The sequence below is a fragment of the Vibrio sp. D3 genome (genome assembly GCF_043995865.1).
GTDB lineage: Bacteria > Pseudomonadota > Gammaproteobacteria > Enterobacterales > Vibrionaceae > Vibrio > Vibrio diabolicus.
Genome location: NZ_CP171886.1, coordinates 1,077,313 through 1,090,816, shown reverse-complemented (window position 1 = coordinate 1,090,816; position 13,504 = coordinate 1,077,313). Strand labels below are relative to the sequence as shown.

The following is a 13,504-nucleotide window of genomic DNA, read 5'->3' as shown; positions in this document are numbered from 1 at the left end:
ATCAATAAAACCCTTCTCATGTGAGAAGGGTTTGTTTTTTCAGTCTAAAACGACCACTTTGGCGGAGTGGTTGTCTTGAAAATCAGAGCACATATCGTTATTCGCTTGCTCTCCACTCGATCCAGTTGAGCATCGAGTAGTCTGCCAGTTTGAGCATCGGAATGTCTTCGTGTGTATCACCGTAGGCATAAATAGACGCAAACTCGTCGAGCGAAAACGCCGCCTTAACACGCGAGACTTTTCTTTCTAAACTGCAATCACCTTGCTGGTAAAAGCCACTCAGTTTTGTCTGCTCTGAGATCAGTTCACTGCACAGCAAGTGGTAACCGTTCGCTTCACACCAAGGCTTGAGATACGCATTGAGTGATGCCGACACCACCACAATAGTATCGCCTCTGTGTTGATGCCACGCCAACCTTTCCATCGCTTCTGGCCGTAAGTACAGCGGGATCACTTCATGGGCAAACTGAGCGCCAATCGCTTCAATTTGCTGCGCTTCTTTCCCTGAAAATGCAATAAAACTGCTGAGCGGACGCATAAGACGAGCGGGTAACACTCCGAGTTTGTACAGCGCATAAAATGGCATGATAGCGACCTTTCCTACTCGCTTGCGCAGGCCATAAGCAGAATAGTGGAGGAAAAGGCTAAACATATCCTCTCGGGTAATGGTGCCATCAAAATCAAACAGTGCCAGTGACGGCTTGGTAGTATCGAGCAAATTCAGCGCCTATTTTTCGATTTAAGATCGTTTTGTGTTTATTGATAAAACACTGCCAACCAAATGGTTTCTTGCGTTGGGTCAGTCCAGCTCACTTTGTGTTTGGTATGAGCCGGAATCGTAACGTGATCGCCTGCCTCAAGTCGTTTCACTACACCTGATTCCAAAGTCAGCTCTCCAGCTCCTTTAAGAACCAATACCCATTCATGTTCTTCTTGATCGTACCAGCCACTTTCGGGCGAGGCTTGCCCCGTTGAGACAATGCGTTCTATACGCAGGTTTTTGTGGATCAGCAGGTCTTCGAACACTTCCTCGTCGAGGTTATTCGGTAAGTCTTTAAACAGGTTCATGGCCTTTCCTTAGAGAATGATCAGTCCAAAAGGTGCAAGCAATTGCTCTTGTTGCCAATCACAAATTTTAACACCAAACAGAGAAACGCGGCGAACATCTAGCCCGTCTAGTTCGACATGAGTCAGATCACACTGCTCAACGTTAAAGGTTCCCCATTGCTCTGGCGAGAATTCGCAGCGAGATAAATCCGAGCCTTTGAGAGTTGCCCCTGCGAGGTTCGCACCGTTCCAACGGTTTTCAAAGAGGTCACATTTTTCTAGTAACACTCGCTCGAAGTTACAGTAGGTGAGGTTGCAGCCAGTAATAAAAGCCGAACAGAAAAACATGGTGTTACTGACGCGATTAGCAAAGTTCGCACCTTGGAAGTTTGCCCCTTTGAGATCGCACTTACGCAACTCCAAGCCCATACAATTTGCGCCGTTAAACAGGCTCATCGCCAACATACAGTTCGTGAAGCTGGCATCTTTTAAGTTCGCGAAGCGAAAACTACACCCTTCTAGCGCTTTGGATTCGATAAAGCGACAGTCGATGAACTTAGCATCGCGCAGATCGGCATGGTCGAAACTGCACATATAAAAGTGGCAGTTTTTAAAGGTGGCATTCTGAAAATCGTGGTGAGAAAAGTTTTCTCGTTCAAAAATGAGATCGGTTTTTAACATGTCTTCTCCTTAGCTGCGAGCAGACTAGCACTCCAAGTGACTGATTTTCCAGAAAAATAACTTCTTGTATTTCAGTGTTTTACAAACCCCTCAAATCTCAATTTTAAGGGGTCAAACGAGCGTTTTAAGTGGGTTGTTTTTTGAAAATAGAAGACGTAGAGGAAGAAAAAAGTTTTTGCTGGCTACGAGCCCTAGCGAGAGGATTCGTGTTTTTGAGTAGGCATGGCTTCTCACACGCACAGTTTGCATTACAGAATTGTATCCGATTTGCATAATTTGTTGATCGATATGGCGTTTCTCTATACAAAAAACCTATATTTTTCACAAATTGATTTCCATCAAAATAGTAGGGTTTCTATGTGCTAGATTGCGCGCAGCTCAAAAAAATATAGATGCCCGTGTGCTTCAAGGCGCTGAGTTTACTTGAAATCTAAGGCCAGTCAGCAGGCACACCTTTGGGTACGACATAACGAAGCCCTATAAAAGGAAATAAAAAATGAAAAAAACAATCTGCAGTCTAGCAGTGGTTGCTGCACTCGTGTCACCAAGTGTTTTCGCTCATAAACAAGGTGACTTCGTCCTTCGTGTTGGTGCGGCGTCTGTCGTTCCAAATGACAGCAGCGATAAGATTCTTGGTTCTCAAGAAGAATTGAAAGTGGATTCAAATACGCAGCTTGGCTTGACGTTTGGCTACATGTTCACAGATAACATCAGCCTAGAGCTTCTAGCAGCAACACCATTCAGCCACGATATCTCAACAGATTTGTTAGGTCTTGGTGATATCGCGGACACCAAACATCTTCCACCAACGCTTATGGTTCAGTACTACTTTGGCGAGCCACAAAGTAAATTCCGTCCATATGTTGGTGTAGGTCTCAACTACACCATGTTCTTTGATGAGGGTTTCAATAGCACGGGTAAAGGCGCTGGTCTTTCAGATCTTAAGTTGGATGACTCATTCGGTCTAGCAGCGAATATTGGTGTGGACTACATGCTCAACGATCAATGGTTCCTCAACGCTGCTGCGTGGTACGCAAACATTGAAACAGAAGCAACTTACAAAGCAGGTGGAGCGAAGCAAAAAACCGACGTCAAAATTAACCCTTGGGTATTTATGATCAGCGGCGGTTACAAGTTCTAAGAAAAACCAGTAGTTACACGCACATTACTATTATTGGCATGACTTTGGGGGCGGTTACGGGGACTGCCCCTCTTTTTTTATCCTCGTTTTGATTGCTCATCATTTACTCCACTTAGCAACATGCAAAATTGGATCTTTACCTTGCAGATCATTTTATTGTCCGAAGATCGAAAAGTCCTACACTGATCACATAATTGAACAAGTGGACAATATAAATGAGCGGCGACATCGCGAAGCATTCTTCCTCCAGATCTAAGCTGGTAAAAACTCTTTTCTTTACTCTATGTGTTATCGCATTTGGTGCGATGTATTGGTCTTGGCAGTATTCAGATAGTCATCCAAGCACGGAAGATGCCTACGTTAGGGCAAAAATTTTATCGGTAGCCCCTCAAGTAAAAGGCCAAGTGGTTTCTGTGGATGTCAAAGACTTCCAATCTGTTAACAAAGGTGATCTACTGCTGAAGATTGATTCGCGCCCATATCTGTTGGCAGTGAAGCAAGCAAAAGCGGCATACCAATTGGCGGTCCAGCAACATGACGTTGCCGATAAGCAGGTAACTGAAGCCGTAGCGGGCTTAGATGCGGCGCGCTCTAACCTGACAGAAGCTCAAGTGGAGTACAAACGTACGGATTCTCTAGTGAAACGCAAACTGGCGTCGGACCAAGATTTAGATACGGCGAAAAACAAACTTGCTAATGCCCAAGCGAGCCTAGAGCAAGCGCGTGCGACGGTAGAAAAAGCCATTGCGAACCGTGGTGAAGAAGGCGTAGAGGCTGCGGTTGTTCAACAAGCGGCAGCGCAGTTAGCGCAAGCGGAGCTGAACTTGAGTTACACCGACATTACGTCACCAGTGGATGGCATTGCCGGTGAAATCAATACGCACGTGGGCTCGGTCGTTAGCGTGGGTCAAACGCTGTTCCCTGTGATTTTAAAAGACAGCTATTGGGTACGCGCGAACTTTAAAGAAACCGATCTTACTCATATTAAACCTGGCATGCATGCGGATGTGGTGATTGATATGTACCCAGACGTGGTGTGGAAAGCAACGGTAGAACAGCTGTCGCCAGCGAGTGGTACATCGTTCTCCTTGATGCCACCAGAAAACGCAACGGGTAACTGGGTTAAAATTAAACAGCGTTTCCCTGTACGTTTGGCATTAGAAGTACCAGCCGATGCGCCGCAACTTCGCGTGGGTGCGAGCTCAGAAGTCACCATTGATTTGCAAAGTAGCGTGCAATGAGCCATCAAATTACGGCAGACAAACGGGGGATTGCCACCGTCGCCGTGATGCTTTCTGCCATCATGGTGTTAATCGATATGACCGTTGCGAACGTGTCGCTATCGCACATGATGGGCGCGTTGGGCGCAACGGCAGACCAAATTACGTGGGTGCTGACGGGTTACAGCATGGCGGAAGCGATCTTCATTCCGATGACCAGTTTCTGGGTGTCGCGCTTTGGTGAACGCAAAGTCATGCTGGTTGCCGTGATCGGTTTTGTGATTGCCAGTGCGCTTTGTGGGCAAGCACAGTCGCTTGAAGAGATGGTGCTATTTCGCATTATCCAAGGCGCTTTCGGCGCGTCGGTGATTCCATTGGCGCAGTCGACGTTAGTACAGATTTATCCGTATGAGCAAAAAGGCAAAGCGATGGCGATTTTCTCCATCGGCATTTTGCTTGGTCCTATTTTGGGCCCAGTTGTGGGTGGCGTGATCACCGACAACATCAACTGGCGCTGGATTTTTTACATCAACTTGCCATTCGGTTTGATCTGTACCTCTTTGATTTATCGCTATATCCATATCGACAACAAATCCAAACCTAACTTTGACTGGTGGATCATCGGTTACATGGCGTTAGGTGTGGGCGCGTTGCAGTTTGTGTTGGATAAAGGTAACGAAGAAGACTGGCTCAACTCACGCATGATCCAGACCGCGATATTGCTCGCAGTCATGGGATTGGTGATGTGGATCTATCGCAGCTGGAAAACCAAAAGCCCAATAGCGCCATTATGGCTGCTTAAAGACCGAAATCTTATGGTCTCGTCGTTGATGATTGCTGTGGTGTCGATGGCGATGTTTGGCCTGACGACTCAACAACCAATGCTGTTGGAAAGCTTGCTGGATTATCCGGTCTCAACCACTGGCTTATTAATGGCACCGCGTGGGTTGGCGTCAGCGGCGATGTTGATTTTGGTGATTAAGCTCAATCCGCAATTCGATCCCAGAATCAAAATAGTCTTTGGCTTGAGCTGCATCGGGATTGGTAGCTATTTGATGACGCAGTACTCACTGCAGATCGATACATTTTGGATTGTGATGCCGAGTATGATTCAGGGGATGGGGCTTGGTTTAACCTTCTCGACGCTATCCACCTTGGCGTATTTAACGATTCCGAAAGAGCAATCTGTCGCGGCTGCGAGTATTTACAATCTGTTCCGTACCATTGGTAGTTCGTTTGGTATCTCTATCGCCACCACGTTCCAATATCGTGATAGTCAGCAGCAATGGCATGCGCTGGGAGAGGGTATTAATCCTTATAATCCTAACTTGCATGACTGGGCGGCCAATCAGGGGCTTTCTATTACCGATCCGGTTGCGTTAGACCAATACCAACAGATGTTGCAGCAGCAATCGCAAATGGTCGCGTTTGTGCACACCTTCCAGCTTGTGGGAGTGATGTTCGTGATCATGATGCCGATGCTGGTTTTCATCCGGTCGCGTGAATAACAACAAGTTCCGGTGAACTGTGTCAGAGAGCGCCTCTCAAGTTGTGTCAGCTTGAGAGGCGTTTTTTATTGGACGGTGTCAGTGAAAGAAGGACGTTTACTCAAACGTCACTTCATCAAAATGCGGATTGGCTTTGAGCGCGCGCATTGCGACTAATTGTTCAGTCGGGAAGGCGATGTGCTCACCATCCATATCTAAAAACAAGCACTCTTGTCGCTGCATGTCGTAGCCTGTGTCGAACGCGTTGCCCTGATGAGTTTCACCATTTTTTAGTGTGATCTCGATCGGGAGCTTAAACATACAGGCGATTTCAATAAAATCGTATTGGCTGCAAGTCACCATAGTTTTCTCCTTTCAAACCGACGCAGTATTCAGAAGGTTTGAGAACCGTATCCTTAAATAGAAGACGTTTGATTGAAACTGAATCTTCATCTTACACCTCATTTTGGTCACGAAATAGACATACACGCACGTTTTAATAAACCTACTGTTGAGCGTTCGCAAGCGAGACAAAACTACGATATGTCTGAGACGATACTTAAGCGCACATACCTAACGAGTGAACAAAAGACACAAAAGCCAAGTTCACTGATTCTGCCTCAAACCTACCATGCGCAGTTGGCGCACCGTGTTCACCACTCGCCTCAATTTGAAAACGGCCGCGTTAAAAACGAGATGCCAAATGTGCCTAGTCCGCAATCATTCTGGCAGGTGTGTTGGAGTTATCTTGGTGGTAGAACGCCGTTGAGTCCTAACGAACATCTGCCACATTCCCCAATTCAACCCACGCAGTTTGCGCAGCGAAGTGAATCGATGCGCCTTACTTGGCTGGGCCACTCTAGTATGCTGGTGGAGGTCGATGGCATTCGAATTCTGACCGATCCGGTATTTGATTACGCTTCTCCGTTCATCGCAAAAGCGTGGTTTGAACGCAATATTCCCAATACTCACGCCAGAGATTGTTTGCCGATTCCTGAAATTATCGTGATTTCGCACGATCATTACGACCATTTAGAAGCGTCGACCATACGTTTCTACGCCGATAAGCCCGTGACGTTTTATGTGCCCTTAGGGGTTGGCAAGCATCTGATAAAGTGGGGCGTTTGCGCAGACAACATCGTGGAATTCGATTGGTGGGATAGCGTGCACTATGCTGGAATCGAACTGATTTGTACGCCCGCTAACCATAATTCGGGTCGTACTTATTTCGATAAAAACTCGACCTTGTGGGCTTCTTGGGTCATCAAAGGCAAAGAAGAGACGCTCTATTTTAGTGGTGATTCAGCTTACGATTCGCACTTTTCTGAGATCGCACAGCGATGTGGGCCAATCGACATTGCCTGTTTGGAAGTGGCTGCTGATGTGAAAGGCCAAGGTTATCCGGTCGAAAACTGGGGGCACATGCAGGCTCATCATACCGTGCAAGCGTTTCGCGATTTAAATGCGAAAAAACTGTTGCCAGTACATTGGGCTACATACGAACTGTTTACTCACCGCTGGGACGAACCGATTTTAGATTTGCTTACCCATTGTCAAAAAGAACATATAACGCTGCTGACGCCAATGCCAGGGGAGAGTTTTTACGTTCATCAAGAACATATAAATAAACAATGGTGGCGAGAAAAAGAAATATGTGAGCCAGATATAATTTTGACTTAATAACATGATCTTACTTCAATAATTATTTTATAAATTAACCTTGTTATTTTCAGAATATAACAAGGTTTTTACTAGTCATTGAAATTCAAAATTTCCATAGGTTCACTTTCCAATTGTGATCTCACGCTTTTATAAATCGATTGGTGTCATTTTTTGATACTTTTCATCTGAAAATTTGCGCTCTTATCAGAAAAGTTTTAGTAAAAATCTTTGCCATCTTAATTTTACTCTTCAAAACAATTATACTGACTATTATCTTGATAAGCCCATAGGGCAATGGCCATAACTTGTTCAGGGTGGGTAAAATGCGTCCAGTTAAAGAAAAGTAAAAAAATTTTAGTGGATAAGATATGTTTTACGCCAACAAGATAGAATATTGAGACCAAAATCACAAGAGTAGGACTCTCTTGAATTTATCATCATGGATGCTGAATAAATAAAATACAGGCATTGTTAGATGAATAATTCTGCAACGTATTTACTTGCTGCTTTACGAGAAAAAATAAAAGAAAAAGGCATTGGATATTCCGAGCTTTCTATTGGACTTGGAATCCCGCTTTCTACTATAAAAAGGCAGCTTCACAATACGTCTCTTGGTTTAGATAAAATCTTGTTGTACGCCACGCACCTTGATACGGATTTGGTTGAGTTATCCATGCGAGGTAAGCAGCTGCAGCAAGAGAGTGAACAGTTTATCACCGACACCAACAGTGAGATTTTTCATCAATATCCTCACTTATTTGATTTTCTTTATCTTTTGCGTCGACCTGAGTGGTCTTTAGAAGAGATCGCACGGAGATACCAGCTGAGTGATACTTCCGTTGCGCTTTATTTACGCGCGCTAGAAATGATGGATTACATTGAACTAAAAGGGGATAAACACTATCAATTTAAAGATACAGGCCGCTTTATTTTTGAAGAAGGTTCAAATTTAGACACGCTATTTGCACAGCGCTTTCGTGAAGAAGTGTTTAGTCACGATGTTCGACCCCCAATTTGTGTTGGACGTATTGCGATTACCGAAGAACAAGAAGAAAAGCTGGCAAATGAAGTGTACAACAAATTAATTGAGTTTGATGTTCAAAATAAAACCAGTGAAAACAGTCAACGACTAAAAAACGTTTTACTCACTTTTACACCTGGTAATCAGATATTTTTGGCTGACACAATTCCGAATATTAATGGCGATTTATTAAAAGCCATCACTATCGCTAAAGAAAAATAAAAGAATAATTATCGGAAGCTTGTGCTTATTTAGTGCGAGCCGGGCTTCTGCACACTAAAAACACTCATTTATATAAATGAGAATATAAAAATAACGTAAATAATAGGGAAAAAGTATGTTTAAAAAGAGCACACTTGCCATTCTGATCGGGGCTACTATTTCGCTTGTTGGATGTGGTTCCAATGATAAAACTGAAATCCGTTTACCACAGGCGCCAACTTCGGAATTTACTAACGTGATTGATCGTACTGGTAATCCCACTTACCTGCGTGATTACGACAGTTATTCGAACCTGAAGTACAACGCGTTGACGGATAACGGCGCGTGGCATGGCCATTTGCTACCTGAAGATGCGGCGGGTTATGGCGCTTTCGGCGGTATTATGCAAGTGACGCAAGAGTACGCGCATTTTATGTCTGGCCAAACGTTCGACAAGCTCACGTTGACCGACAAAGTGAGTGGTCAAACTTACGACTTATCGAACGCAGAAGCGAAAGTCTATTCCATTCCAGGTGCGTTAGTGCAGGTGTTGGACTTGGACGATATTCACGTGCAAATGGTGCTGCGCTTCGTAACTGATCGCTCTTCGCTGGTGGAAACGCTCATCACTAACAAAACTGATCGTGATATGAACTTGGCGTTGGAGTGGGACGGCGAGTTGGTGAAATACGCGCTGTCGACGCGCAAAGACCAAACCGTTGCGCAGTACTACCCAGATTACAAGCGCCAGATTTCGACCATTGAGAACGGCATTAAAATTAACTTTAGCGAGATGAAAAACAACTGGGCGATCCGTAATGACCGTGATGCCGAGTTCCGCATTACTCGTTCTCTACCGACGAAGACGTTCACCAACGAAACCTCATTCAGTTCTACCGCGGAGATGAGCCTACCAGCTGAGCAAACATCGGCGGTTTATACGGCGTATTCTAACCTGCACAATGCGAAAGAAGTGCAGTCAGAATCGTTGAAATTGCAAGATGTATTGGCGAATCCAACTCAATACATGGAAGCGTCGAAAGCGCGTTGGGACGGCTATTTAGCGAATGGTCTTATCAACAAAGAAGCGACAGCAGACCAAGCTCGCGTAGCGGTAAAAGCGATGGAGACCCTAAACGGTAACTGGCGCTCTGCGGCGGGCGACATTGAACAAGCGACAGTCACGCCATCGGTCACTGCGCGTTGGTTCTCTGGTAACTTAACATGGCCGTGGGATTCGTGGAAACAAGCGTACGCGATGGCGCATTTCAACCCAGATGTTGCGATGGACAACATTCGCACGGTATTCCAAGAGCAAGTTCAAGCTGATGACAAGATTCGTCCGCAAGACAAAGGCTACTTGCTGGATGTATTGACGTACACCAAACCTGTTAGTCGTGGTGGTGCTGGCTCTGAAAACTGGAACGAACGCAATACGAAACCATCGTTGGCGGCATGGTCTGTGATGGAGGTGTATCACGCTCTCGTGAACCAGTTTGATCGCCCAGAAGACGCGCAAAAATTCATTGATGAAATGTATCCGAAGTTGGTGGCATACCACGATTGGTGGCTATCAAACCGCGACCACAACCAAAATGGTGTGCCTGAATACGGCGCGGCAGTGGACCCAGCACACAACACGGAAGAAGGCGTGATGTACGTTTGGGTAGAAACGCGCGATCCTAACTTCACGACCATTATTCCGGCAGAAGACATCATCGAGCAAAACGGCAATTCTTATAAAGTAAAAGGCATGGCGTCTTACAATAAGATTCTTGATGAAGTGGATTACATGACGATTCACGTCGGCGCACAAGAAGCGGCTGGCTGGGAATCGGGCATGGATAACGCGGCTCGTTTTGGCTTTATCTACAACATCCACAACATGAATTCGCAAGCTGAAGACATCAGCAACCCAGACAGAAATGTGGATCAACTTGGTCGCTACGCGGCAAGTGCGTACGGCTTTGATAACAGCATTAAGCTGGAAGGCGAAGAGTGGGTGTACAGCAATACGTCAGCGGAAAACTTAGCGAAACTCGATCTAGCGAAGAAAGATTGGGAAGTTCGTTTTGCAGAAAACCGCACCAACAATAACGCTGCGGACGGCGAGCTGCTTGGCTTCTCTATGCTGCAAGAATCGGTGGATCAAGCCTCTTACATGTACTCAGACAACAAATACTTAGCGGAAATGGCGAAGTTGGTGTCTGATGGCGTAGAAGGTAAAGATCGAGCGCAAGAATTCCTTAATGGCGCAGAAAAAATCAAGACTTACATTAACCAATGTATGTTTGATGAAAGCACAGGATTCTTCTACGACATTCACTTGAATGTGGCTGAAGATGGCACTACTCCTGAGCCTCTTGCAAATGGCTGTGCGGGTTTGCCGATTGTAGAGCGTGGACGTGGCCCTGAAGGTTGGTCGCCGCTGTTTAATGGTGCAGCAACGCAAGAGCATGCCGATAAAGTGATCGCGGTAATGCGTGATCAAGACGAGTTCAACACGCCAGATAAATTCCAAGGAACGGGTGTGCCTTTGCCGACGGCATCGCAAACCAACCCTGCTTACGGTAAAGATGTGTACTGGCGTGGTCGTGTATGGCTAGACCAAGTGTACTTTGGCTTCCGTGCGAAGGAAAACTACGGCTACAAAGAAGAAGCGATTGCAATGGCGAATGAGTTGTTTAACAACGCAGAAGGAATGACGGGTGACATGCCAATCCGTGAAAACTACAACCCAGAGACGGGCGCGGTACAAGGTGCGTCGAACTTCTCTTGGTCTGCGGCGCATTTGTACATGATGTACAACGGATTCTTCAAAAACTAGATCGCACACATTAGGCGCTTTGGATGACCCCCCTAGCATTCGTAGCGCTTAACGAACGATAATTCATTGATAAATAAGACAAACCGGACTGTGTTGGCAGTCCGGTTTTTTTATGCCTCTTATCACACAGATTTCAGTGCTGGGTCAGGGCGTGTTGCCAAATCGAAAGCATCTCTTCACTAAACAAGTAAAAGCGCATGTCGAGTGCGGCGTATTCCGGTCTTTGGCAAACGGCCATCGCGACTTCTGCTGCTTCTTGGGGCGGGTAACCATACACTCCGCAAGAAATCGCAGGCAGTGCCACACTTTGGCAATGCTTGTCGAGCGCGAGATCCAGCGAACGTTGATATGCAGATTCCAACACCGCTTTTGGATCGGCGAATTTATCGTAAATCGGGCCAACGGCATGAATGACGTAACGCGCGTTTAAATTGCCAGCCTCAGTAATGCGTGCGTCACCAAACGGGCATCGAATACCGTCGACATCATCAACGGCATAACACGCATTGATAAGCGCAGGCCCTGCTGCGCGATGAATGGCACCATCGACGCCACCTCCGCCGAGCATTCTCGGGTTTGCTGCATTCACGATGGCATCGACATGTGCGGTGGTAATGTCGCCTTGGACTAACGAGATCGCGTTCATTTTTTTGAGCCTTCTACAATGATGAGAAACAAATGGTCAGTAACACAGTTAAGTGTAGTTTACTCATCAATCACTTGAGGTTTTAACTCGACGACATTTCCTTCCGGATCATGTATATAGAGTGATCTACCGAACCCTTGTGCGCCATACCGCTTCGCAAACTCTTCGGTTTCAATGCCGTTCGAACGCAGATATTCCAGTATTTCATTTTCGGAAAAAGGCGCTAGTTGCAGGCAAAAATGGTCAATATTACGACCATTTTGAACTGGTGGCTTTCCGCCAAGTTGCCCTAACTCGCTGTCCACCGTCACCACATCAATCAATGCGTTACCAGCCCTGAGCTGGGTTAAACCAAGCTCCATTACTTCGCGCTCGACAGGGCAGCCCAAAATATCTCGATAGAAATGCAACATGGCGTCGAGGTTGCACGTTCTTAACACGACATGATCAAGGGCTTGGATTGCGATTGGGTTGTTGGTGGGCATGCTTCACTCCTTTTGTGCGGTTATGGAAAAGTATACGACCTGAACGTCCATATTGATCGTTAAGCCATTTTTAACATATGCGCATTTAGTCATAAAGAGTGCGTTTAAGAAGAGAGAAAGAGTTTTTGGCGAAACGCCTTGATGTGCGACCGAGTCAGGCGTTTAGGCCTGTAGCAAATTGGTCACGCGCCCAAGCTCTCAAACATTGATGGGAAGTACTGGATTCATCTCGTTTATGGAAAATCAGCTTATAGCTGACCGGCTCGGAAAACATTGGAGTTTGAATGACTTGCAGATTCAAAGCCGATTGCCATTTCTGCGCCAAAGACAGGGGAAGCACGCCTAAGCAATCGTGTTTCGCCACATAAAGCATCATGCCAGAGAGCGATGTTGTCATCATTTCCACATCACGCTCTTGCAGCCCTGGCTGGTGAATTTCGGTGTTGCTAACTGGGAAGTCTTTGTCTCCGACAAACCGACAGTGCTTTTCAGAATAAAACTGTTCTTGTTCGATTTTTCCTGCGATACGTGGGTGATCTTGACGACAAATCACCACCATTGGCTCTTCAAAAACTGATTCACTGATAAACGATGGGTCATGAATGGTCGTTGGGCTAATAATCAAATCGATCTGTTTAAGTCGGAGATCATTCAATAACGAAGGTAAATCCGTATCGGTGCAAATGCTGATCGTGCTGGTTGGTGTGATGCGGTGGAGCAGCGCTTCATTACAGCTCAGGCGGAAAGTGCTTTGATCGGAAATGGCATCATTGATCATCGCAAACGCCTGATGAAATTTAGGTAGCAACTGATGCGCTACAGAAGTGAGTTTGATTTGTCGCCCATCCTTCACAAATAACGATTTGTTGGTTTCTTTTTCCAAACGCTTCATGGATGCGCTAATCGCTGGCTGAGTTAGCCCTAGGTGCTCTGCGGCGCGAGAGTAAGATTGATATTCAGCAACAATTAAAAAGGTTTGGATTAGATTAAAATCCATACGATACCTAAATAAAAATAATCACTAGGTTGAGTGGGTGGCTCTTTGATTTTTGGGCTTGATGTTCGCCCTAGACACCCACCTTGAAA

Annotated in this window: 13 protein-coding genes; 6 read left to right on the top strand and 7 right to left on the bottom strand. The window is 45.8% G+C overall.

Going from position 1 to position 13,504, the window contains the following annotated elements; genetic code table 11:
• Positions 1–97: 97 nt before the first annotated feature.
• Genes ACHFJ9_RS04775 through ACHFJ9_RS04765 form a run of 3 tightly spaced genes read right to left on the bottom strand, consistent with a single transcriptional unit; the run spans position 98 to position 1,728 of the window.
• Positions 98–718, bottom strand: coding sequence for an HAD-IB family hydrolase (locus tag ACHFJ9_RS04775; protein ID WP_258632642.1), 621 nt, complete (start codon positions 716–718; stop codon positions 98–100).
• A gap of 38 nt (positions 719–756) precedes the next feature.
• Entirely contained in the window at positions 757–1,068 is a 312-nt protein-coding gene (locus tag ACHFJ9_RS04770; RefSeq protein WP_258632644.1) for a cupin domain-containing protein, read from the bottom strand.
• Positions 1,069–1,077: 9 nt separating this feature from the next.
• Positions 1,078–1,728 (bottom strand): Qnr family pentapeptide repeat protein, encoded by a 651-nt coding sequence (locus tag ACHFJ9_RS04765; protein WP_005460782.1) that lies wholly within the window; start codon positions 1,726–1,728, stop codon positions 1,078–1,080.
• Between the two features lie 496 nt (positions 1,729–2,224).
• On the opposite strand from ACHFJ9_RS04765, the gene ompW reads away from it, so the two are divergent.
• The 3 genes from ompW to ACHFJ9_RS04750 all read left to right on the top strand — a co-directional run bounded on the left by ompW (position 2,225) and on the right by ACHFJ9_RS04750 (position 5,597).
• Entirely contained in the window at positions 2,225–2,869 is a 645-nt protein-coding gene (gene ompW, locus ACHFJ9_RS04760) for an outer membrane protein OmpW (protein ID WP_395354006.1), read from the top strand.
• A 215-nt stretch (positions 2,870–3,084) separates the two neighbouring features.
• Complete coding sequence (locus ACHFJ9_RS04755) at positions 3,085–4,110, top strand: HlyD family secretion protein (protein WP_021452788.1); 1,026 nt, start codon at positions 3,085–3,087, stop codon at positions 4,108–4,110.
• Entirely contained in the window at positions 4,107–5,597 is a 1,491-nt protein-coding gene (locus ACHFJ9_RS04750) for an MDR family MFS transporter (protein ID WP_025793523.1), read from the top strand. The genes ACHFJ9_RS04755 and ACHFJ9_RS04750 overlap by 4 nt, the downstream gene beginning before the upstream one ends.
• Positions 5,598–5,693: 96 nt before the next feature.
• Here the strand turns inward: ACHFJ9_RS04750 and ACHFJ9_RS04745 are convergent, their stop codons facing one another.
• Complete coding sequence (locus ACHFJ9_RS04745) at positions 5,694–5,939, bottom strand: Rho-binding antiterminator (protein ID WP_020841653.1); 246 nt, start codon at positions 5,937–5,939, stop codon at positions 5,694–5,696.
• A gap of 180 nt (positions 5,940–6,119) precedes the next feature.
• Here ACHFJ9_RS04745 and ACHFJ9_RS04740 point away from each other — a divergent pair, with 180 nt between their 5' ends.
• The 3 genes from ACHFJ9_RS04740 (at position 6,120) to ygjK (ending at position 11,287) form a co-directional block, all read left to right on the top strand.
• Positions 6,120–7,256, top strand: coding sequence for an MBL fold metallo-hydrolase (locus ACHFJ9_RS04740; protein WP_374091279.1), 1,137 nt, complete (start codon positions 6,120–6,122; stop codon positions 7,254–7,256).
• Between the two features lie 457 nt (positions 7,257–7,713).
• On the top strand, positions 7,714–8,481 hold the full coding sequence (locus ACHFJ9_RS04735) for a transcriptional regulator (protein WP_374091265.1): 768 nt from the start codon (positions 7,714–7,716) through the stop codon (positions 8,479–8,481).
• Positions 8,482–8,596: 115 nt separating this feature from the next.
• The gene (ygjK, locus tag ACHFJ9_RS04730) at positions 8,597–11,287 is read left to right on the top strand and encodes an alpha-glucosidase (protein WP_395354002.1); all 2,691 of its coding nucleotides are present in this window, start codon (positions 8,597–8,599) and stop codon (positions 11,285–11,287) included.
• A 133-nt stretch (positions 11,288–11,420) separates the two neighbouring features.
• Here the strand turns inward: ygjK and ACHFJ9_RS04725 are convergent, their stop codons facing one another.
• From ACHFJ9_RS04725 to ACHFJ9_RS04715, 3 genes are all read right to left on the bottom strand, one after another.
• A complete protein-coding gene (locus tag ACHFJ9_RS04725) occupies positions 11,421–11,933 on the bottom strand; it encodes an O-acetyl-ADP-ribose deacetylase (protein WP_199804139.1) in 513 nt (170 codons plus the stop codon).
• Between the two features lie 59 nt (positions 11,934–11,992).
• Complete coding sequence (locus ACHFJ9_RS04720; RefSeq protein ID WP_005391937.1) at positions 11,993–12,418, bottom strand: VOC family protein; 426 nt, start codon at positions 12,416–12,418, stop codon at positions 11,993–11,995.
• Between the two features lie 154 nt (positions 12,419–12,572).
• Positions 12,573–13,415: a LysR family transcriptional regulator gene (locus ACHFJ9_RS04715; protein ID WP_395353999.1), complete on the bottom strand. Its 843-nt coding sequence runs from the start codon at positions 13,413–13,415 to the stop codon at positions 12,573–12,575.
• Between the last annotated feature and the right edge of the window lie 89 nt (positions 13,416–13,504).